Annotated in this window: 17 protein-coding genes and 1 riboswitch; of the genes, 10 read left to right on the top strand and 7 right to left on the bottom strand. The window is 71.6% G+C overall.

What is annotated here, in order from left to right; genetic code table 11:
- Window positions 1-49: 49 nt before the first annotated feature.
- Complete coding sequence (locus tag ACX25U_RS09285; RefSeq protein WP_454390462.1) at window positions 50-280, bottom strand: DUF7455 domain-containing protein; 231 nt, start codon at window positions 278-280, stop codon at window positions 50-52.
- 443 nt (window positions 281-723) lie between these two features.
- On the opposite strand from ACX25U_RS09285, the gene ACX25U_RS09280 reads away from it, so the two are divergent.
- The 3 genes from ACX25U_RS09280 to ACX25U_RS09270 all read left to right on the top strand — a co-directional run bounded on the left by ACX25U_RS09280 (window position 724) and on the right by ACX25U_RS09270 (window position 5,029).
- Window positions 724-2,847, top strand: a complete 2,124-nt coding sequence (locus ACX25U_RS09280; protein ID WP_454390460.1) for a DNA gyrase/topoisomerase IV subunit B — start codon at window positions 724-726, stop codon at window positions 2,845-2,847.
- A gap of 89 nt (window positions 2,848-2,936) precedes the next feature.
- Window positions 2,937-3,440, top strand: a complete 504-nt coding sequence (locus ACX25U_RS09275; protein WP_454390458.1) for a DUF485 domain-containing protein — start codon at window positions 2,937-2,939, stop codon at window positions 3,438-3,440.
- A complete protein-coding gene (locus ACX25U_RS09270; protein ID WP_454390456.1) occupies window positions 3,437-5,029 on the top strand; it encodes a solute symporter family protein in 1,593 nt (530 codons plus the stop codon). The genes ACX25U_RS09275 and ACX25U_RS09270 overlap by 4 nt, the downstream gene beginning before the upstream one ends.
- A 52-nt stretch (window positions 5,030-5,081) precedes the next feature.
- Here the strand turns inward: ACX25U_RS09270 and ACX25U_RS09265 are convergent, their stop codons facing one another.
- A complete protein-coding gene (locus ACX25U_RS09265) occupies window positions 5,082-5,774 on the bottom strand; it encodes a response regulator (RefSeq protein ID WP_454390454.1) in 693 nt (230 codons plus the stop codon).
- A 159-nt stretch (window positions 5,775-5,933) separates the two neighbouring features.
- Between ACX25U_RS09265 and ACX25U_RS09260 the strand changes: the two genes are divergently transcribed.
- From ACX25U_RS09260 to ACX25U_RS09250, 3 genes are all read left to right on the top strand, one after another.
- Window positions 5,934-6,749: an ABC transporter ATP-binding protein gene (locus ACX25U_RS09260; protein WP_454390452.1), complete on the top strand. Its 816-nt coding sequence runs from the start codon at window positions 5,934-5,936 to the stop codon at window positions 6,747-6,749.
- Window positions 6,739-7,602: an ABC transporter permease gene (locus tag ACX25U_RS09255; protein ID WP_454390450.1), complete on the top strand. Its 864-nt coding sequence runs from the start codon at window positions 6,739-6,741 to the stop codon at window positions 7,600-7,602. The genes ACX25U_RS09260 and ACX25U_RS09255 overlap by 11 nt, the downstream gene beginning before the upstream one ends.
- Window positions 7,603-7,679: 77 nt before the next feature.
- The gene (locus tag ACX25U_RS09250; protein ID WP_454390448.1) at window positions 7,680-8,741 is read left to right on the top strand and encodes an ABC transporter substrate-binding protein; all 1,062 of its coding nucleotides are present in this window, start codon (window positions 7,680-7,682) and stop codon (window positions 8,739-8,741) included.
- A gap of 56 nt (window positions 8,742-8,797) precedes the next feature.
- Here the strand turns inward: ACX25U_RS09250 and ACX25U_RS09245 are convergent, their stop codons facing one another.
- The 3 genes from ACX25U_RS09245 to ACX25U_RS09235 all read right to left on the bottom strand — a co-directional run bounded on the left by ACX25U_RS09245 (window position 8,798) and on the right by ACX25U_RS09235 (window position 12,333).
- Window positions 8,798-9,478 carry a response regulator gene (locus ACX25U_RS09245; protein ID WP_454390446.1) on the bottom strand — a complete coding sequence of 227 codons (681 nt, stop codon included), beginning with the start codon at window positions 9,476-9,478 and terminating at the stop codon, window positions 8,798-8,800.
- On the bottom strand, window positions 9,475-11,148 hold the full coding sequence (locus tag ACX25U_RS09240; protein WP_454390444.1) for an ATP-binding protein: 1,674 nt from the start codon (window positions 11,146-11,148) through the stop codon (window positions 9,475-9,477). Before ACX25U_RS09240 ends, ACX25U_RS09245 begins: the two co-directional genes overlap by 4 nt.
- Window positions 11,149-11,391: 243 nt before the next feature.
- The gene (locus ACX25U_RS09235; protein WP_454390442.1) at window positions 11,392-12,333 is read right to left on the bottom strand and encodes a sucrase ferredoxin; all 942 of its coding nucleotides are present in this window, start codon (window positions 12,331-12,333) and stop codon (window positions 11,392-11,394) included.
- Window positions 12,334-12,587: 254 nt separating this feature from the next.
- On the opposite strand from ACX25U_RS09235, the gene ACX25U_RS09230 reads away from it, so the two are divergent.
- Window positions 12,588-13,649: a CobW family GTP-binding protein gene (locus ACX25U_RS09230; protein WP_454390440.1), complete on the top strand. Its 1,062-nt coding sequence runs from the start codon at window positions 12,588-12,590 to the stop codon at window positions 13,647-13,649.
- On the opposite strand, the gene ACX25U_RS09225 is transcribed toward ACX25U_RS09230, so the two are convergent.
- On the bottom strand, window positions 13,646-16,102 hold the full coding sequence (locus tag ACX25U_RS09225) for a DNA gyrase/topoisomerase IV subunit A (RefSeq protein WP_454390438.1): 2,457 nt from the start codon (window positions 16,100-16,102) through the stop codon (window positions 13,646-13,648). The two genes, ACX25U_RS09230 and ACX25U_RS09225, sit on opposite strands and share 4 nt — an antisense overlap.
- A gap of 764 nt (window positions 16,103-16,866) precedes the next feature.
- Between ACX25U_RS09225 and ACX25U_RS09220 the strand changes: the two genes are divergently transcribed.
- From ACX25U_RS09220 to ACX25U_RS09210, 3 genes are all read left to right on the top strand, one after another.
- Window positions 16,867-18,240, top strand: coding sequence for a M16 family metallopeptidase (locus tag ACX25U_RS09220; RefSeq protein ID WP_454390436.1), 1,374 nt, complete (start codon window positions 16,867-16,869; stop codon window positions 18,238-18,240).
- The gene (locus ACX25U_RS09215; RefSeq protein ID WP_454390434.1) at window positions 18,237-19,625 is read left to right on the top strand and encodes a M16 family metallopeptidase; all 1,389 of its coding nucleotides are present in this window, start codon (window positions 18,237-18,239) and stop codon (window positions 19,623-19,625) included. Before ACX25U_RS09220 ends, ACX25U_RS09215 begins: the two co-directional genes overlap by 4 nt.
- 190 nt (window positions 19,626-19,815) lie before the next feature.
- Window positions 19,816-20,012: riboswitch (cyclic di-AMP (ydaO/yuaA leader) on the top strand.
- Window positions 20,013-20,022: 10 nt separating this feature from the next.
- Window positions 20,023-20,784: a M23 family metallopeptidase gene (locus ACX25U_RS09210; protein ID WP_454390432.1), complete on the top strand. Its 762-nt coding sequence runs from the start codon at window positions 20,023-20,025 to the stop codon at window positions 20,782-20,784.
- A 121-nt stretch (window positions 20,785-20,905) separates the two neighbouring features.
- Here ACX25U_RS09210 and ACX25U_RS09205 read toward each other — a convergent pair whose 3' ends face one another.
- On the bottom strand, window positions 20,906-21,187 hold the full coding sequence (locus ACX25U_RS09205) for an HPr family phosphocarrier protein (RefSeq protein ID WP_454390430.1): 282 nt from the start codon (window positions 21,185-21,187) through the stop codon (window positions 20,906-20,908).
- Window positions 21,188-21,253 lie beyond the last annotated feature (66 nt).

Raw genomic sequence — 21,253 nt, 5'->3', positions numbered from 1 at the left:
GGCCGCCCGTTCGCCGGCCTGTGCCGGAGCTGGCTCGTCGTGCGAGATGTCAGCGCTCTTGGTCGGACGCGTCCGCGGTACCGGGTGCCAGGCGTCCCGTCTCGTCCTGTATCTCAGCGGCGATCTTCTTGAGTTCCGGCTCGAACTTGCGACCGTGGTGGGCGCAGAAGAGCAGTTCTCCGCCGCTGAGCAGAACGACGCGCAGGTATGCCTGGGCGCCGCAGCGGTCGCACCGATCGGCGGCCGTCAGCGGGTTCGAGGGGGTCAGAACAGTAGTCACGTCGCCTCTTCTCTAGCTCGACGAGCTGTCGTACCAGGGTCAACATCCAACCAGCCCCAAACGTTCCCGATCGTGGCTTTTTCTCGAAAAATCTTTCCGGGACGGCTGGTTGTTGCCGGGTTGGCGGCGAATGTGCCGTATTGCGTTTCTCTGTGTCTTACGGGTTCGCGCTGTCGGTCATGGTCAAATCCTCCCCGGCCGGGTTGCCGGTTGTTCAGGAGGACGTGCCCGGAGCCTAAATGGTTCATGCCTCCGAAGGGAACGTGATATGCGCTTCACTCTGTCGAAGCATCGAACGTTCATGCGACTCTCTACTACTCTGGATCCCTGTCGAGGGTTGCGTTGCAAGGGCTCCACCAGGCCTCGGTACCCTCTGAGCGGCGACCCAAGCCGCGCCCTTCTTCATCAGGGCCCCATCTGAAATTCAGCGAGGAGCGAACCGCGTGACCGCCGAGACGTCCGTGCCGTCCACAGCGCTGCTGGCAGGAGCAGACCGGGACAGCTCCAACTACACCGCGCGGCACCTGCTCGTCCTCGAGGGCCTCGAGGCCGTGCGCAAGCGCCCGGGCATGTACATCGGCTCCACCGACAGCCGTGGCCTGATGCACTGCCTGTGGGAGATCATCGACAACTCCGTGGACGAAGCCCTCGGAGGCTACTGCGACCGTATCGAGGTCGTCCTGTACGACGACGGTTCCGTGGAGGTGCGGGACAACGGCCGTGGCATCCCGGTCGACGTCGAGCCCAAGACGGGCATGTCCGGCGTCGAGGTCGTCATGACCAAGCTGCACGCGGGCGGCAAGTTCGGCGGGGGCTCGTACGCCGCCTCCGGCGGTCTGCACGGCGTCGGCGCCTCCGTGGTCAACGCCCTGTCCGCCCGGCTGGACGTCGAGGTGGACCGCGGCGGCCACACCCACGCCATCAGCTTCCGGCGCGGCGTGCCCGGCGCGTTCACGGGCAACGGGCCCGACGCCAGGTTCGAGGCCAAGAGCGGTCTGCGCAAGGCCAGGAAGATCCCCAAGACGCGCAGCGGCACGCGCGTGCGTTACTGGGCCGACCGCCAGATCTTCCTCAAGGACGCCAAGCCCTCCCTGGAGACCCTGCACCAGCGTGCCCGTCAGACGGCCTTCCTGGTGCCCGGACTGACCATCGTCGTCCGTGACGAGTACGGCCTCGGCGAGGGCGGCAGCAAAGGCGAGGAGTCCTTCCGCTTCGACGGCGGCATCAGCGAGTTCTGCGAGTACCTGGCGAGCGACAGGCCGGTCTGCGACGTCCTCCGCTTCACCGGGCACGGCACCTTCAAGGAGACGGTCCCGGTCCTCGACGACCACGGCCAGATGACGCCCACCGAAGTCACCCGCGAGCTCGGCGTGGACGTCGCGCTGCGCTGGGGAACCGGCTACGACACCACGCTCCGGTCCTTCGTCAACATCATCGCCACCCCCAAGGGCGGCACCCACGTCGCCGGCTTCGAGCAGGCCGTCACCAAGACCATGAACGAGGTGCTGCGGGCCAAGAAGTTGCTGCGCGTCGCCGAGGACGACATCGTCAAGGACGACGCCCTGGAGGGGCTCACCGCGGTCGTCACGGTCCGCCTGGCCGAGCCGCAGTTCGAGGGCCAGACCAAGGAAGTCCTCGGCACCTCGGCGGCCCGCCGCATCGTGAACAACGTGGTCACCAAGGAACTCAAGGCGTTCCTGACGTCCACCAAGCGCGACGCCGCACAGCAGGCGCGCGTGGTGCTGGAGAAGGCCGTCGCCGCCGCCCGTACGCGCATCGCCGCCCGCCAGCACAAGGACGCGCAGCGCCGCAAGACGGCCCTGGAGTCCTCCTCGCTGCCGGCCAAGCTCGCCGACTGCCGCAGCGACGACGTCGACCGCAGCGAGCTGTTCATCGTCGAGGGCGATTCCGCGCTCGGTACGGCGAAGCTGGCGCGGAACTCCGAGTTCCAGGCGCTGCTGCCGATCCGCGGCAAGATCCTCAACGTCCAGAAGTCGTCCGTCACGGACATGCTGAAGAACGCCGAGTGCGGCGCGATCATCCAGGTGATAGGGGCCGGGTCGGGCCGGACCTTCGACCTGGACGCGGCGCGCTACGGCAAGATCATCATGATGACCGACGCCGACGTGGACGGCTCCCACATCCGCACCCTGCTCCTGACGCTGTTCCACCGCTACATGCGGCCCATGGTCGAGGCGGGCCGGGTGTTCGCCGCGGTGCCGCCGCTGCACCGCATCGAGCTGGTCCAGCCGAAGAAGGGCCAGGACAAGTACGTCTACACCTACTCGGACCGCGAACTGCGCGACAAGCTGCTCGAGTTCCAGAGCAAGAACACCCGGTACAAGGACTCGATCCAGCGGTACAAGGGTCTCGGCGAGATGGACGCCGACCAGCTGGCCGAGACGACCATGGACCCGCGCCACCGCACCCTGCGCCGGATCAACCTCTCCGACCTCGAGGCCGCCGAGCAGGTCTTCGACCTCCTGATGGGCAACGACGTGGCGCCCCGCAAGGAGTTCATCGCGAGTTCGGCCGCGACACTGGACCGTTCACGCATCGACGCGTAGTGACGGCTCCTGCCCGCTCGGTCACCTGATGGGGTGAAGAGCGGTGGGAAGAGAAGTCGGGGATCTTCCCGGTCTGTCCATCCTGGGGCATGCAGTCGAGCAACGGCCGTCCCCGCGGGGGCGCGGATGACATGAGGTATCGCGACCCCTGGTACGACGCACTGGCCTCCGGCTGGGGCGAGGGGGACGGCACGGGAGTCCCCTCCGCACCGGTACCGGCGGCCCGCCGCGAGGGGCAGGCCGGGCCGGCCGGCGGCGCCGCGGCCGAGGTGTACCTCGAGGTGCAGCGCAGCGCGGCGTTCCAGGAGGTGCGCAGCCGGTACCGGCGGTTCGTCGTCCCGGCGGTCGCGGTCTTCTTCGCCTGGTACGTGGCATACGTCGTGACCGCGACGACGGCGCCCGGGTTCATGGCGCGGCCGGTGGCGGGCGCGGTGAACATGGCGATGCTGGCCGGCCTCGGACAGTTCCTCAGCACCTTCCTCCTCGCCTGGGCCTACGCCCGGCACGCCCGGCTGCGCCGGGACCGGGCGGCGCTCGAACTGCGGTGGGACACGCAGGAGCTGACGCGCGGCGTCCAGGGCGGTGTGTCGTGACCGGCAACCATCAGACGCTGGCGCTGCTGCTGTTCGGCGTGTTCGTCGCGGTCACCCTGGGGATCACCACCTGGGTGAGCCGCAACCGGCACGGTTCGGCGGAGGAGTTCTACGCGGGCGGGCGGCTGTTCTCGCCCATGGAGAACGGCTTCGCCGTCGCGGGCGACTACGCGTCGGCCGCCTCCTTCCTGGGCGTTCCCGGGCTGATCGCGCTGTTCGGCTACGACGGGGTGCTGTACGTCGTGGGCTTCCTCGTGGCCTGGCTGGTGGTGCTGTTCCTCGTCGCCGAACTGGTGCGCAACTGCGGTCGGTTCACGCTCGCCGACGTGGTCGCGGCCCGGATGAGCGAGCGGCCGGTGCGGATCGCGGCGGGAACCTCCTCGGTCACCGTGTCCGTTCTGTATCTGGTGGCGCAGATGGTGGGCGCCGGCAGCCTGGTGGCACTGCTCCTCGGGCGGACCGGCGGGGGAGCGCAGGCCTGGACCGTCATCGGCGTCGGCGCGCTGATGGTGATCTATGTGTCGTTGGGAGGGATGCGGGCCACCACCTGGATCCAGATCGTCAAGGCGGTCCTGCTGATGGGCGGCACCGTCGTGCTGACCGTGCTCGTCCTGGTCAGGTTCCACGGCGACCTCGGCCGGCTGCTGCTCACCGCGGCCGAGCGCAGCGGGCACGGGGACGCCTTCCTGGTCCCCGGGCTGAAGTACGGCGGGGGCCCGGCCGCGCGCCTGGACTTCATCAGTCTCGGGCTCGCGCTGGTGCTCGGCACGGCCGGGCTGCCGCACATCCTGTCCCGCTTCTACACGGTGCCGACCGCGCGGGCCGCCCGGCGTTCGGCGATCTGGTCCATCGGGCTCATCGGCGGCTTCTACCTGATGGCGATCGTCCTCGGCTTCGGCGCGGCGGCGATCGTCGGACCGGACGCCCTGCGGGAGTCCAACGCGGCCGGGAACACGGCGGTCCCGCTGCTGGCCCTCGACCTGGGCGGCGGCGCGGACTCCACGGCGGGCACGGTCCTGTTCGCGGTGGTGGCCGCGGTCGCCTTCGCCACGATCCTCGCGGTGGTCGCCGGGATCACGCTCGCCTCCTCGGCGTCGGTGGCCCACGACCTGTACGCCTCCCTGCGGCGCCGTGGTGCCCGGCAGCGCAGCGAGGTCGCCGTGGCGCGCGTCGCCGCGGCCGGTATCGGCGTGGTGGCGATCGCCCTCGGCCTGCTCGCCCGCGACCTCAACGTCGCCTTCCTGGTGGGCCTCGCCTTCGCCGTGGCCGCCTCCGCGAACCTGCCGGTGCTGCTGTACTCGCTGTTCTGGCGCGGTTTCACGACCCGCGGCGCGGTGTGGGCCGTCTACGGCGGACTGGTCCCCGCCCTGGTGCTCGTCGTGCTCTCCCCGGTGGTCTCCGGAAGCCCCGACTCCCTCTTCCCGGGCGTCGACTTCCAGTTCTTCCCGCTGCGGAACCCCGGCATCGTCTCCGTCCCGCTCGGATTCCTCGCCGGCTGGCTCGGCACCGTCACCTCGACCGAACTGCCGGACGAGGCCAAGCACGCGGAGACGGAGGTGCGGTCGCTGACGGGAGCGGGGGCCGTGTGACGGCGGCCGGCGCCACAGCGTCGTACGGCCGCACCGCCGGCCCGGACAGGCTCTACGGCGCCACCCACGCGTAGCGGTGCTCGGGCCGCCCCGTGTCGCCGTACTTCAGGGAAAGACGCAGACGTCCGGCCTGTTCCAGGTGGCGCAGGTAGCGCTGCGCGGTGGAGCGGCTCAGGCCGGTCCGGGCGGCCACCTCGTGGGCGGACAGGGGCTGGTCGGCGCGGTGCAGGACACCGCAGATGAGGTCGCTCGTCGGCTCCGAGTGGCCGCTGGGCAGGCCCGGGGACGCCGGTGCGGGCGTGGTGCGCAGGGCGCCGAAGATCCGGTCCACCTGCTCCTGCCCGGTGACGCCGCGGCCACCGACGCGGTCGACGGTGCGGCGCAGGGCGGCGTAGGAATCCAGGCGGGTGCGCAGCGCGGCGAAGGTGAACGGCTTGACCAGGTAGTGCAGGGCGCCCAGGCGCATCGCCTGCTGCACGGTCGCCACGTCGCCGGCCGCCGTGATCATGATGACGTCGGTGCCGATTCCCTGCTCCCGCATGCGGTGGACGAGTTCCAGACCCGTGCGGTCGGGCAGGTAGTGGTCGAGCAGGACCAGGTCGATGCCTCCGCGCTGCACGGCGGTCAGGGCCTGTGCGGCACTGTGCGCGCGGGCGGTGACCCGGAAGCCTGGAACCTTTCCCACGTACTTGGCGTTTATCTCAGCGACACGGTAGTCGTCGTCGACCACCAGGACGTCAATCATCGGGCCTCTTTCTCCCAAGGCCAGGCGGGCGCGGCGCCCGTGTTCGGCTCCGCTGTTGTAGCGCGAGCAAAACGAGCACAACAGGTGCTTGCGAGCAAAAGAACGGGTTGCGCTCAGAAGACTGCTGCCGCGGCCGGGGCCGCATCTACCGTCCGGGCCATGAGCGCAGACACCAGCCCCGCCATCGAACTGCGGGGCGCGAGCAAGACGTTCAGGACCCCGTCAGGGGGCCTGCACACGGCCGTCAGGGACCTCGACCTCACCGTGCGGCGCGGCGAGTTCGTGGCCGTGGTCGGCCCCACCGGCTGCGGCAAGTCGACCACGCTGACCCTGGTCAGTGGCCTGGAGGAGCCCACCGAGGGCGATGTGCTGGTGGCCGGCGAGCCGGTTCAGGGCGTCGGCGGCAAGGTCGGCTTCGTCTTCCAGCAGGACGCCACCTTCCCCTGGCGCACGGTGCTGTCCAACGTGATGGCCGGACCGCGCTTCCGCGGCGTACCGAAGGCGGAGGCCAAGGAGAAGGCGCGCGCCTGGCTGGCCCGGGTCGGACTCGCGGCCTTCGAGGACCGCTACCCGCACCAGCTCTCCGGCGGTCAGCGCAAGCGCGTCGCCCTCGCCGCCACCTTCGTCAACGACCCCGAGATCCTGCTGATGGACGAGCCGTTCTCGGCGCTCGACGTGCAGACCCGGGCGCTGATGTCGGACGAGCTGCTTGAGCTGTGGGAGGGCACGGGCTCCTCGGTCGTCTTCGTCACCCACGACCTGGAGGAGGCCATCGCCCTGGCCGACAAGGTCGTGGTCATGACGGCCGGTCCCGCGACCGTGAAGCAGGTCTTCGACATCGGCCTGCCCCGGCCCCGCAAGGTCGAGCAGGTGCGCCTGCAGACGGAGTTCATCGACATCTACCGCGAGATCTGGGAGTCGCTCGGCGAAGAGGTCCGCATCACCCGCGAGAGGGGTGCCGCCCATGTCGCCTGAGGTTCTCAGCACGCCGGTCGTCGACACGGTCAAGACGCCCGACCGCACACACTCCCGGGCCCGCGCCGCCCGCAGACGCAAGGTGGTCGTCACCTCCGCCCGCGTCCTGGTGCTGGTGGCCGTGCTCGGCCTGTGGGAGGCGCTGTCCCGGGCCGAGGTCATCGATCCGTTCAACTTCTCGATGCCCTCGCAGATCTGGGACCAGATCTGGACCTGGATCACGCACGGCACCGCGCTCGGCTCGCTGGGCGAGCAGATCTGGTACACGCTCTACGAGGCCCTGATCGGCTGGGTGTGGGGTGTGGCGGTCGGTGTGGTCCTCGGCATCGCGCTCGGACGCATCACCTTCCTCGCCGATGTCCTCGGCCCCTACATCAAGGTGCTCAACTCCATCCCGAGGATCGTCCTCGCCCCGATCTTCGTGATCTGGTTCGGACTCGGACCGCTCTCCAAGATCGCCTCGGCCGTGGTCCTCGTGTTCTTCCCGGTGTTCTTCAACGCCTTCCAGGGCGCCCGGGAGGTCGACCGCAACCTGGTGGCCAACGCGCGGATCCTCGGCGCGAGCGACCGCAGGGTCACCTTCCAGGTGGTCATCCCGTCCGCGACCTCGTGGATCTTCACCAGCCTGCACGTCAGCTTCGGCTTCGCCCTCATCGGCGCCATCGTCGGCGAGTACATCGGCGCCACCAAGGGCATCGGCCTGCTCGTCGCACAGTCCCAGGGCACCTTCAACGCGGCCGGTGTGTACGCCGCGATGGTCATCCTCGCCGCGGTCGCGCTCGTCGCCGAGGGCCTGCTCACCTTCACCGAGCGCCGCATCTTCCGCTGGAAGCCGGCGGATTCCGGGGACTGACGGCCCGCTGCCGTACTGGCCCCGTAACGAAGCTCTTTCTCTTCCCCGCACCGCCTCTCACAAGGACGTGAACCGTCATGCGCAAGACCGTCAGATTCGCGGCGTCGGCCGCCGCCGGCCTGCTCGCCCTGTCCTCCCTCACCGCCTGCGCCAACGACGCGGCGAGCTCCACCTCCAACTCGGGCAAGAGCGGGGGCGGCGGCAAGGGCGAGCACGTCAAGATCATGGTCGGTGGCCTGGACAAGGTCATCTACCTGCCCGCGATGCTCACCCAGCGCCTCGGCTACTTCGCCGACGAGGGTCTGGACGTCGAGCTGCTGAGTGAGCCCGCCGGTGTCCAGGCCGAGACCGCGCTCGTCGCCGGCCAGGTCGATGGCACCGTCGGCTTCTACGACCACACCCTCGACCTGCAGGTCAAGGGCAAGCACGTCCAGTCCGTGGTGCAGTTCTCGCACGCGCCCGGCGAGGTGGAGGTCGTCTCCAGCAAGGCGGCGGACAAGATCAAGTCAGCGAAGGACTTCAAGGGCAAGAAGCTCGGTGTCACCGGCCTCGGCTCCTCCACCGACTTCCTCACCAAGTACCTCGCGGTCAAGAACGGCGTGAAGGTCAGCGAGTTCAGCCCGGTCGCCGTCGGCGCGGGATCGACCTTCATCTCCGCGCTCGAGAAGGGCTCCATCGACGGCGGCATGACGACCGACCCGACCGTCGCGACGATCCTGGAGAAGAAGGCCGGCAAGGTCCTCATCGACATGCGGACGCCCGAGGGGTCGCAGGAGGCGCTCGGCGGCCCGTACCCGTCGTCCAGCCTGTACATGCGGACGGACTGGGTCAACAGCCACAAGGAGACCGTCCAGAAGCTGGCCAACGCGTTCGTCAGGACGCTCAAGTGGATGTCCACCCACAGCGCCGACGAGATCGCCGCCAAGATGCCCGTCGACTACTCCCAGGGCAACAAGACGCTCTACGCGGAGGCGATCAAGAGCACGCTGCCGATGTTCACCAAGGACGGCGTCATGCCGGCGAACGGCCCGGAGACCGTGGAGAAGGTGCTCAAGGCGTTCAAGCCCGAAATCAAGAACGGCAACGTGGACCTCAGCAAGACGTACACCACCGAGTTCGTCGAGAAGGCCGCCGGCTGACAGCCGTACGCACAGGGGGGACACGGCCTCTTCCCCCCGCCCCACGAGCCGTGTCCTCAGGCGCGGGCCGCCCACACGTAACGGTGTTCAGGGCGGCCCGCGTCGCCGTACCTCAGGGTCAGCCCGGCCCGCCCCGTGCGCTCCAGGAGCTTCAGATAGCGCTGGGCGGTCGGCCGGCTCACCCCGGTCCGGTCGGCGACCTCCCGGGCCGACAGGGGCCTGTCGGCCCTCATCAGGCACTGGCGGACGAGTTCGGCGGTGGCGGGGGAGTGTCCCTTGGGCAGCCCGGGCTCCGACGGCGCCGATAAAGCCCCGAAGATCCGGTCCACCTCGGCCTGTTCGGCCTCCCCGCCGCCGTCCAGGGTGCGGCGCAGCGCCGCGTACGCCTCCAGCCTGGCCCGCAGCCCGGCGAAGGCGAACGGCTTGATCAGGTACTGCAGCACCCCGTGCCGCAGCGCCGCCTGCACGGTCGACACGTCCCGGGCCGCCGTCACCATGATCACGTCGGTCCGGTGGCCGTGGCGCCGCATCTCCTGGACGACCGACAGGCCCGTGCCGTCGGGCAGGTAGTGGTCCATGAGGACCAGGTCCAGCCGCGGCAGCGTCCGAAGCAGCTGCAGCGCCTCGGCCGCGCTGTGCGCCGTGCCCGCGACGCGGAAGCCCGGCACCTTCTCCACGTAGGCGGCGTTGACGCGCGCGACCCGGACGTCGTCGTCCACGACCAGGACCTCGATCACCGCGACTCCTCCTCGGCGGTCCCGACGGCGGTGGCGAGGGCGGACCCGAGGGCCGGCTCCGCCTCGGCGAGCGCCTCGGGCAGGACGACCGTGAACTCCGCGCCGCCACCGTGCGCCTCGCCCACCGCCACGGTCCCGCCCTGCCGCTCGGCGAGCCTGCGCACCAGGGACAGACCGATACCGCGGTTGCGGTGCGCCGGCGGCCGCTTGGTGGACCATCCCTCCGTGAAGATCAGGTCGCGCTGGTCCGCCGGTATGCCCGGCCCGGTGTCGCGCACACTGAGGACGGCGGTGCGTCCCTCGGCGTGCAGTTCGACCTCCACGCGCGCGTGTGGTGTCGCCGCGACGGCGTCGAGCGCGTTGTCGACCAGGTTCCCGACGACCGTGACCAGCCCCCTGGGGTCGACCAGCCGGTCCGGCAGGTGCGTGCGGTCCGACAGCCACAGCGCGACCCCGCGCTCGGCCGCCACGGTCGCCTTGCCGACCAGCAGGGCGGCGAGCAGCGGGTCCTGGAACTTCTCGGTGACCTGCTCGGCCGTGGCCCGGTGGTCCCCGACCACCTCCCCGACGAACTCCACGGCGTCGTCGTACATCTCCAGTTCCAGCAGCCCGAGCAGCGTGTGCATGCGGTTGGCGTGCTCGTGGTCCTGGGCGCGCAGGGCGTCGATCAGGCCGCGCGTCGAGTCCAGCTCCCGGCCCAGCTGCTCCAGCTCGGTGCGGTCGCGCAGGGTGGCGACGGCGCCCCCGTCGTCGGTCGGCATCCGGTTGGCGACCAGGACGCGCTGCCCGCGCACGGTGAGCAGGTCGGTGCCCGCCACCCGCCCGGCCAGTACATCGGTCGTACGGCCCTCGCCGAGCGCCTCGTCGGGCGAGCGGCCGAGCGCCTCGTCGCCGATGCCGAGCAGCCGTCGTGCCTCGTCGTTGAGCAGCCGGATGCGGCCGCCGCGGTCCAGGGCCACGACCCCCTCCCGGATGCCGTGCAGCATGGCCTCGCGCTCGGCGAGCAGCGCCGCGATGTCCGAGAACGCCAGGTCCCTGGTCTGCCGCTGGACCCGCCGGGAGATCAGCCAGGCGGCCAGCGCGCCGACGGCCAGGGCGCCGCCGGCGTAGGCGAGCAGACCCGGGATGGCGTCGATCAACTTGGCGCGCACGCTGTTGTAGGCGATGCCGACCGATACGGCCCCGATGATGTGGTGGTCGTCGTCGTACAGCGGCACCTTGCCGCGCGCCGAGCGCCCCAGCGTGCCGGTGTCGATCTCCATGACCTTCTGCCCGCCCAGGGCCTCCTTGGCACTCGTCGAGACGTGCTCGCCTATCTGCCACGGATCGGTGTGCGACCAGCGCGTGCCGCGCATGTCCATCACCACGATGTACTCGGCGCCGGTCGCCTTCCGGATCCGTTCCGCTTCCTTCTGCACGGGCCCGTGGGCGCTCGGGGCGGTGTTCCGCAGGTCCCGCGCGATCTGCCGGTTCTCGGCGGTGGTCTCCGCGATGGCGAGCGCGCGGCGCATGGCCTGCTCGTCCAGCTGACGGCCGAGCGGCGCGAGGAACAGCCCGGTCGCGAGCACCGTGACTCCCGCGGCGATCGCCAGTTGCATCAGGAGCACCTGCGAGAACATCCGCCGGGGCAGGTGGAGCCGGCGACGGCGTGCGGGAAGGGGGGAGCTCATGACCCATGACGGTACGTCGACGGGCGTGGGCTGCCCCAGGGGTGTGGTGTGGATCTCTCGCGTGTCGCCGTGCCGCCGTGCCGCCGTGCCGCCGTGTCGCCGTGTCGCCGTGTCGCCGTGCCGCCGTGCCGCCGTGTCGCCGTGTCGCCGTGCCGCCGTGCCGCCGTGCCGCCGTGTCGCCGTGTCGCCGTGCCGCCGTGCCGCCGTGTCGCCGTGTCGCCGTGTCGCCGTGCCGCCGTGCCGTCAGCCGGCGAGCCGCGTGCCCGCCAGTTCGTGGACGGCGACCACGTTCATGCACACCGGACCGCCCAGCACCGACGCACCACAGCTCTCCGGCCGGGGTGGCTGAGCGGCCCCCTGGGCCACGGTCACGTGCCAGCGGCGCCCGTCGGCGTGGGCGACGGTCACCTCCCAGCGGGGCGCGGCGCCGTCGGTGCGCACGACGCCCAGCGCGTCCGCGCGGTACTCGCCCGCCGCCTGCCGCACGGCCAGCTCCGCGGCCTGTCCGGGCCGCTCCCAGGCCGTACGGCCCCGGCAGCCCTCGAGGACCACCCGGCCCTCCCGCACGCCGTGCAGGACGTCCTTGACGGTGTGCGCCTCGGCCCGCCCGTACGCGTAGCCGTACGGCAGCACGAGGAGCGTCGGCGAGAAGCGGTGGCCGCCCAGGTGCGTGACCTCCCAGACCCCGTGGACCCCGGAGAAGGCCAGCTCGGCCGCGAGGGGACGGCCGAGGAGGGCGCAGCACCGGTCGCGCTTGCCGTTGGTGCACACCAGCGTGAGCGGATCGCCTGTCTGGGGCGCGCCCCGCAGTACCGCGTCGAAGGTGTGGTGGTCACCCCTGCCCAGTGCGGCGAAGTCGAGGCCGAGCAGCCGCTCGGGGTCGGCGGTCATGGCGCTGTGCAGCCATACGTTCCCCGGAACCGTGTGGGCCGCGTACACATGCCGTACGGACGTCGTGCGGCGGTCGGCGTGGCGGCCCGGGCGGCGGATGAGCGCGACACGGACGCCGGTGCCCTGCGCGGCCCGTTCCAGCGCACGGCCGACAGCGGGATCCAGGTGGCTCGAAGTGAGCGCCTTGACACCCCACGGGCCGGGCTGTTCCAGCAGCAGCCACGTTGTCGCCGCGGGCGCGGTGGCGGCCAGCGGCTCGTCGAGCTGCCGGGAGACGGTCGAGCACGTACTCACACAGGTGAGCCTAACCTGACTGGAGGCGAAGCGGCTTCCGGCCGTGGGGGTGATCCGCCCCGGGCGCCGTCGCGGGACAGACGCCTGTGGGCGGCTCGTATTCTTGGTCGACATTCCAACTTCGTGCGTGCACCGCGGCCGTGAGCCGGTGCACGCGTCGGCGTGAGAGAGGTCGCACGGTGAGCCAGCCGAGCCGGGACTCCAGTCCGAGCCGGAACCCGAGCCCAAGCCCGCACCCGAGTCCGAGTCCGGCCGTGCCGCAGATCCCGGTCGTCGTGCTCGCCGGATTCCTCGGCTCCGGGAAGACCACGCTGCTCAACCACCTCCTCCACCACAGCGGCGGCAGCCGTATCGGCGCGATCGTCAACGACTTCGGCGCCATCGAGATCGACGCCATGGCGGTCGCGGGAGCGCTCGGGGACTCCACCGTCTCCCTCGGCAACGGGTGCCTGTGCTGCGCGGTCGACGCCAGTGAGCTCGATCTCTACCTCGACCGGCTCACGAACCCCGCCGCCGGTGTCGACGTCGTCGTCATCGAGGCCAGCGGACTCGCCGAACCCCAGGAGCTCGTCCGCATGGTGCTGGCCAGCGAGAACCCCAGGGTGGTCTACGGCGGGCTCGTCGAGGTCGTCGACGCCGCCGAGTTCGACGCCACCCGCGCGCGGCACCCCGAACTCGACCGGCATCTCGCGCTCGCCGACCTCGTCGTCGTCAACAAGGCCGACCGGGCCGCCGGCTTGGAAAGGGTGCTCGACCTCGTGGCGTCCCTCGCCGACGGGGCCGCCGTCGTCCCGGCTTCCTACGGCCGTGTCGACCCCGAGTTCCTCTTCGACTGCAGGCCCAGGGAGGAGCGCGTCGGGCAGCTGTCCTTCGACGATCTGCATGAGGGCACCGATGACAGCGGTCACGCCGGGCACCTGCACGCCGGCTACGACAGCCTCTCCTTCGTCGCCGACGTGCCGCTCGATCCGCGCCGGCTGATGCGGTTCCTCGACGGCCGCCCCGACGGGCTCTACCGGATCAAGGGGTACGCCGACTTCGGCCCCCACGACCCCCGCAACCGCTACGCCGTGCACGCCGTGGGCCGGTTCCTGCGCTTCTACCCCGACCCCTGGCCGGCCGGCGAGCCCCGCCTCACCCAGCTGGTGCTCCTCGGCTCCGGCATCGACGCGGGCGCCCTCGGCAAGGAACTTCGGGCGTGCGAGGAGGACGCCCCGCACGCCGACGAGCACGGCATGTGGGGTGTCCTCCGCTACGTACGGGGCTCCGAGGAACCGGATCTCGAGGATCCGGACCTGGCGGAACCCCCGGCCTAGGCCGGCCCCGCCACCACCGCCACCGTCTTCGGCAGCGACACGCCCGAGCCGTCGCGGCGCGGGTCGATGTCCGGGAGTTCGGCCGGGCTGCCGTTCTTCTGGGCGGCCCGGACCGGCGTGGGGCCCGCCCAGGCGAAGGACAAGCAGTCCTCGCCCTTCAGGAACCGCTGGCAGCGGACACCGCCGGTCGCCCGGCCCTTGCGCGGGAACTGGTCGAACGGGGTGACCTTGCCCGTCGTCTGCACGGAGTCGTCCAGCGTCCCGCGCGAGCCGGCGACGGTGAGGACGATCGCGTCCGCGGCCGGGTCGACGGCCGTGAACGAGATCACCTTGGCGCCCTCGGCGAGCTTGATGCCGGCCATGCCGCCGGCCGGGCGGCCCTGCGGGCGGACCTGGGAGGCCTGGTAGCGCAGGAGCTGGGCGTCGTCCGTGATGAAGACCAGGTCCTCCTCACCGGTGCGCAGCTCGGCCGCGCCGACGATCCGGTCGCCCTCCTTGAGGGTGATGACCTCCAACTCCTCCTTGTTCGAGGGGTAGTCGGGGACCACGCGCTTGACGACACCCTGTTCGGTGCCGAGCGCCAGGCCCGGCGACGACTCGTCCAGCGTGGTCAGGCAGACCACGCTCTCGTCGTCCTCCAGGGTGACGAACTCCGCCAGGGGGGCGCCGCCGGAGAGGTTCGCCGCCGAGGCCGTCTCCGGCAGCTGGGGCAGGTCGACGACGTTCACCCGGAGCAGGCGGCCGGCGGAGGTCACCACGCCCACCTCGCCGCGGGCGGTCGCCGGAACCGCCGAGACGATCACGTCGTGCTTGTGCCGCTTGCCGTCCGCACCCCGCGGGAGCGGATCGCCGTTCGCCGTACGGGCCAGCAGGCCCGTGGAGGACAGCAGCACGCGGCACGGGTCGTCCGCCACCTGCAGCGGCACCGTGGCGGCCGGGACGGCGCCCGCCTCCAGCAGCATCGTGCGCCGCGAAGTGCCGAACTTCTTGGCGACCGCGGCCAGTTCGGCCGACACCAGCTTGCGCAGCTCCGCGTCCGACTCCAGGATCCGGGTCAGCTCCTCGATCTCCGCGACGAGCTTGTCCTTCTCCGCCTCCAGCTCGATGCGGTCGAACTTGGTCAGGCGGCGCAGCGGCGTGTCGAGGATGTACTGCGTCTGCACTTCGCTCAGCGAGAAGCGCTCCATCAGGCGCTGTTTGGCCTCCGCGGAGTTCTCGCTGGAGCGGATCAGACGGATGACCTCGTCGATGTCCACCAGCGCCGTGAGCAGGCCCTCGACCAGGTGCAGCCGGTCGCGCCGCTTGCCGCGACGGTACTCGCTGCGGCGCCGCACGACGTCGAAGCGGTGGTCGAGGTAGACCTCCAGGAGCTCCTTGAGGCCCAGGGTGAGGGGCTGGCCGTCGACGAGCGCGACGTTGTTGATGCCGAAGGACTCCTCCATCGGCGTCAGCTTGTAGAGCTGCTCCAGGACGGCCTCCGGCACGAAGCCGTTCTTGATCTCGATGACCAGGCGCAGGCCGTGCTCGCGGTCGGTGAGATCCTTGACGTCGGCGATGCCCTGGATCTTCTTCGAGCCGACCAGGTCCTTGATCTTGGCGATCACCTTCTCCGGGCCCACGGCGAAGGGCAGCTCGGTGACGACCAGTCCCTTGCGGCGGGCCGTCACCGTCTCCACCGAGACCGTCGCGCGGATCTTGAAGGTGCCGCGGCCCGTCTCGTAGGCGTCCCTGATCCCGGACAGGCCGACGATCCGGCCGCCGGTGGGCAGGTCCGGGCCCGGGACGTACTTCATCAGGGCGTCCAGGTCCGCGTTCGGGTGGCGGATCAGGTGGCGGGCGGCCGCGATGACCTCGTTCAGGTTGTGCGGGGGCATGTTCGTGGCCATGCCGACGGCGATGCCCGAGGAGCCGTTGACCAGCAGGTTGGGGAAGGCGGCGGGCAGGGCGACCGGCTCCTGCTCCTGGCCGTCGTAGTTGGGGGCGAAGTCGACGGTGTCCTCGTCGATGGACTCCGTCATCAGGGACGTCGCCGCGGCCATGCGGCACTCGGTGTACCGCATGGCCGCGGGCGGGTCGTCGTTGCCCAGCGAGCCGAAGTTGCCGTGGCCGTCGACCAGGGGAACGCGCATGGAGAAGGGCTGCGACATGCGCACGAGGGCGTCGTAGATCGACGCGTCGCCGTGCGGGTGCAGCTTGCCCATGACCTCGCCGACGACGCGGGCGCACTTCACGTACCCGCGTTCCGGCCGCAGGCCCATCTCGTTCATCTGGTAGACGATGCGGCGGTGCACCGGCTTGAGACCGTCCCGGGCGTCCGGCAGGGCGCGGGAGTAGATGACCGAGTACGCGTACTCGAGGAAGGAGCCCTGCATCTCGTCGACGACGTCGATGTCGAGGATCCTCTCCTCGTACGAGTCGTCGGGCGGCGGGGTCTTCGTGCTGCGGCGGGCCATCGCTGCCGGCTCCTTGCTGAAGCGTGACGGGATCTGACGCGGACCATTGTGGACCGCCCGACTGACAACCCGGACCAGCCCCCGCCCCCATCGGCCTCCGCACCACGTACCGAGGCCGCCGGCCACGCGCCCGAAGTCTCCGTCGCCACCGCGACGCCGGGCGCGAGCCGCCCCCGTACCCCGAGGTGCTCCCGCCGCGCGTTGCCCGTCCCACGCGCACGTGTGCCCCGCGTACCCGCGGCATTCCGGCCTCGGCGCACTCCGCAGGGGCCTCCTGGCCCGGCGATCCCGCCCGGCGCTGCCGTCGTCCGCGCCGTGCCGCCGCGCCCGTGGTACGGCGCGCTCCCGCGTGGCGGTCGTAGTGGCTCCGTCGTGACGTCCGATGTCCCGGCCTCCCGCCGGTTTCGCACCCAGGCGCCTTTGCCGGGCCCGCGGCGCCCCGGAACGGCCGGCTCGTCCCGCGCCACGCGCACGCGTGCCCGCGCCGTGAGCGTGGGGTGCCGGCCTCGGCTGTCCCACTGCGCTCGCGAAGGACCCGCGGTGCACCGGCGCGGACCGCTCCGTGCGGCTGCCAGGACCCCACCACGCCCGGAGGCGTCCCGCGCTCCGGGGCGCACCCGGCGGCCCGCTCGCCCCGCTTTCGATCTCGCTCTCGGCGTACGACCTCCGGGAACTTCGCCAGGGGCCCGCGCGCTTGCATACAGTGGCAGGACTGGCAGGAAACGGGCGGTTCGCGGACCGCCATCGCGATCGAAGGGACGTACATGCCCATGGGTCACACGGCCACAGCCGAGGCAGGCTCCGGCGGCCTGACAGCGACCGAGCACCGCCTGGCCAACGGCCTGCGCGTGGTGCTCTCCGAGGACCACCTGACCCCGGTCGCGGCGGTGTGCCTCTGGTACGACGTCGGCTCGCGCCACGAGGTCAAGGGACGTACCGGCCTGGCTCACCTTTTCGAGCACCTGATGTTCCAGGGCTCCGCCCAGGTCAAGGGCAACGGTCACTTCGAGCTGGTGCAGGGCGCGGGCGGCTCGCTCAACGGCACCACCAGCTTCGAGCGCACCAACTACTTCGAGACCATGCCCGCCCACCAGCTGGAGCTCGCCCTCTGGCTGGAGGCCGACCGCATGGGCTCCCTGCTCGCCGCGCTGGACGACGAGTCCATGGAGAACCAGCGGGACGTCGTCAAGAACGAGCGCCGCCAGCGCTACGACAACGTCCCCTACGGCACCGCCTTCGAGAAGCTGACCGCCCTCGCCTACCCGGAGGGCCACCCGTACCACCACACGCCGATCGGGTCCATGGCGGACCTCGACGCGGCCACCCTGGAGGACGCCCGGCAGTTCTTCCGGACGTACTACGCGCCCAACAACGCCGTCCTGTCGGTCGTCGGCGACATCGACCCGCAGCAGACGCTCGCCTGGATCGAGAAGTACTTCGGCTCCATCCCGTCCCACGACGGCAAGCCCCAGCCGCGCGACGGCTCCCTGCCGGAGGTCGTCGGCGAGCAGCTGCGCGAGGTCGTCGAGGAGGAGGTCCCGGCCCGCGCCCTGATGGCCGCCTACCGGCTCCCGCACGACGGCACGCGCGCGTGCGACGCGGCCGACCTCGCCCTCACCATCCTCGGCGGCGGCGAGTCCTCCCGCCTGTACAACCGGCTGGTGCGCCGCGACCGTACCGCCGTCGCCGCCGGCTTCGGCCTGCTGCGGCTGGCCGGCGCGCCCTCCCTGGGCTGGCTGGACGTGAAGACCTCCGGCGACGTCGAGGTCCCCGTCATCGAGGCGGCCATCGACGAGGAGCTCGCCCGGTTCGCCGAACAGGGCCCGACGGCCGAGGAGATGGAGCGCGCCCAGGCCCAGCTGGAGCGCGAGTGGCTGGACCGGCTCGGCACGGTCGCGGGCCGCGCCGACGAACTGTGCCGGTACGCCGTCCTGTTCGGCGACCCGCAGCTCGCCCTGACCGCCGTCAAGCGCGTCCTGGAGGTGACCCCGGAGGAGGTCCAGGAAGTCGCCAAGGCCCGCCTGCGGCCCGACAACCGCGCGGTGCTCGTCTACGAGCCGACCGCCGCCGACGTACAGGACGACGCCCAGGGCGCGGACACCGCGGCCACCGACCACACCGAGGAGGCGGCGAAGTGACCGAGCTCGCCACGATGGAGTTCCACCCCCGGCCCCAGGCGGGCGAGGCCAGGCCGTGGGCGTTCCCGGCGCCCGAGCGCGGGACGCTGGACAACGGCCTGACGGTACTGCGCTGCCACCGCCCCGGCCAGCAGGTCGTCGCCGTCGAGGTGCTGCTGGACGCGCCCCTGGACGCCGAGCCGGCCGGGCTGGACGGCGTCGCCACGATCATGGCCCGGGCCTTCTCCGAGGGCACCGACAAGCACTCCGCCGAGGAGTTCGCCGCCGAGCTGGAGCGCGCCGGCGCCACCCTGGACGCCCACGCCGACCACCCCGGCGTACGGCTCAGCCTGGAGGTCCCGGCCTCCCGCCTGACCAAGGGACTCGGCCTGCTGGCCGACGCCCTCAGGGCGCCCGCGTTCGCCGACTCCGAGGTCGAGCGGCTGGTGCGCAACCGGCTCGACGAGATCCCGCACGAGCTGGCCAACCCCTCCCGCCGCGCCGCCAAGGAGCTCTCCAAGGAGCTGTTCCCGGCCACCGCGCGCATGTCACGCCCGCGCCAGGGCACCGAGGAGACGGTCGGCGCCATCGACTCGGCGGCCGTCCGCTCCTTCTACGACCGGCACGTGCGTCCCGCCACGGCCACCGCCGTGGTCGTCGGCGACCTCACCGGCATCGACCTGGACGAGCTGCTGGGCGAGACCCTGGGCGCCTGGACGGGGGCGCCCGCCAAGCCGCGGCCCGTGCCGCCGGTGACCGCCGACGACACCGGGCGCGTGGTCATCGTCGACCGGCCCGGCGCCGTCCAGACGCAGCTGCTCATCGGCCGTGTCGGCCCCGACCGGCACGACCGCGTGTGGCCCGCCCAGGTGCTCGGCACCTACTGCCTCGGCGGCACCCTCACCTCCCGCCTGGACCGCGTCCTGCGCGAGGAGAAGGGCTACACCTACGGTGTGCGGGCGTTCGGCCAGGTGCTGCGTTCCGCCCCCGACGGCTCGGGCGCCGCGATGCTCGCCATCAGCGGCTCGGTCGACACGCCGAACACCGGCCCGGCCCTGCAGGACCTGTTCACGGTGCTGCGCAAGCTCGCCGCCGAGGGCCTGACCGACACCGAGCGGGACGTCGCCGTGCAGAACCTCGTCGGCGTGGCGCCGCTGAAGTACGAGACGGCGGCCGCCGTGGCGAGCACGCTCGCCGACCAGGTCGAGCAGCACCTGCCCGACGACTACCAGGCGGCGCTCTACCAGCAGCTCGCCGCCACCGGCACGGTGGAGGCCACCGCTGCCGTCGTCAACGCCTTCCCGGTGGACCGGCTGGTGACCGTCCTCGTCGGTGACGCCGCGCAGATCAAGGAGCCCGTCGAGGCCCTCGGCATCGGCCACGTCACCGTCGTGGCGGCCGAGTAGCGGCACGCGCGCGCGGGGCCCCGGTGACCGAAGCGTCACCAGGGCCCCGTGATGCCCGAATTGAGGCGGAGTCTGCCCCTATGCCCTGTGTTCTGTGCTACAAAACCTCCACTCCGTTTGGGATTTGAAAGCGGCCCCGTCTAGCGTCGGTCCGGCTGTTCGTCGGGCAGTGCGCCGCATCCGCGGCACCGGGCAGCCATCGCCGAGTCCCCGTACGGCGCGAGCCAGGGGAGCCGGGGACCCGCCCTCCTGTCGCCGCCTTCGCGGCTGGAGGGGCCCAAGTCCCTGGGGTGAATCGGACACCCGCGCGCGGTGCGAGGGTGCCCGTAGGAGACCTTCCTGCTCCGAACCCGTCAGCTAACCCGGTAGGCGAGAGGAAGGAAAGGACAGCGTCTGCATGGCGTTCACCCGCGCCACCGGGAAGCACCGCCGGCCCAGCCGGATGCACCGCACCACCGCCCGCGCGGCGGGCGTCGCGGCCCTCACCACCACCACCGGCGTCGTCGGCACCCTCGCCGCCTCCCCGGCCCTCGCCGCCGAGACCCCCGCCCCCGAGGACACCGGACTGACCCCGGTCATCACCATCGGCGCCGGCATCGCCGAGAAGATCGACGCCCAGGCCGCCGCCCAGAAGCAGGCCGCCGAGCGGAAGCTGGCCGAGGAGGCCGCCCGCAAGAAGGCCGTGGAACGGGCGAAGGCGGAGCGCGAGGCCAAGGAGCGCGCCGCCCGCGAGGCCGAGCGCAGGCGCCTGAACACCTTCGTGTCGCCGATCTCCGGCTCCTACGTCTCCACCGGCTACCGGAGCGGCGGCTCCCTGTGGTCCTCCGGCTCCCACACCGGCATCGACTTCCACGCCGCCGGCGGCACCGCCGTCCACGCGGTCGGCGTCGGCACCGTCGTCCAGGCCGGCTGGGGCGGGGCGTACGGCAACCAGGTCGTGATCAGGATGGCCGACGGCATGTACACCCAGTACGGCCACCTGTCGTCCATCGGTGTCTCGGTGGGCCAGACGGTCGTCCCCGGCCGGCAGATCGGCCTGTCCGGCGCGACCGGCAACGCCACCGGAGCGCACCTGCACTTCGAGGCCCGTACGACCCCGGACTACGGCTCTGACGTCGACCCCGTGACCTACCTCCGCAAGCACGGCGTGAACATCTGACGCACCGCGCCCGGAAAACGGCGAAGCCGTGCCGCCCGCAGAGGACGGCACGGCTTCAGTGCCCGATCAGCCGGACCGGCCGGACCGGCAGAATCGGCCGGTCCGGCCGGTCGGCCGGCGGTCAGACCGTCTCGGGAAGCTCCTCGAGCCCCTCGGACACCAGCTTGGCCAGCCGGTCCAGCGCGTCGTCCGCACCCTCGGCGTCGGAGGCCAGGACGACCTCCTCGCCACCCTGGGCGCCGAGGCCGAGCACGGCCAGCATGGAGGCCGCGTTGACGGGCGTGCCGTCGGCCTTGGCGATCGTCACGGGGACGCCTGCGGCCGTGGCGGCCCGGACGAAGATGGAGGCGGGACGGGCGTGAAGGCCCTCGGCCCAGCCGACGTTGACGCGGCGCTCAGCCATGTGATGCTGCCCTTCAGGTGATCAGGGTTGTCTAGACCAGTTTCCCACACGTGAGGCATCCCGGGG

The sequence above is a fragment of the Streptomyces sp. JNUCC 63 genome (assembly GCF_054366325.1).
The sequence above is the reverse complement of the archived record's forward strand: the minus strand, read 5'-3'. Positions and strand labels throughout refer to the sequence as shown.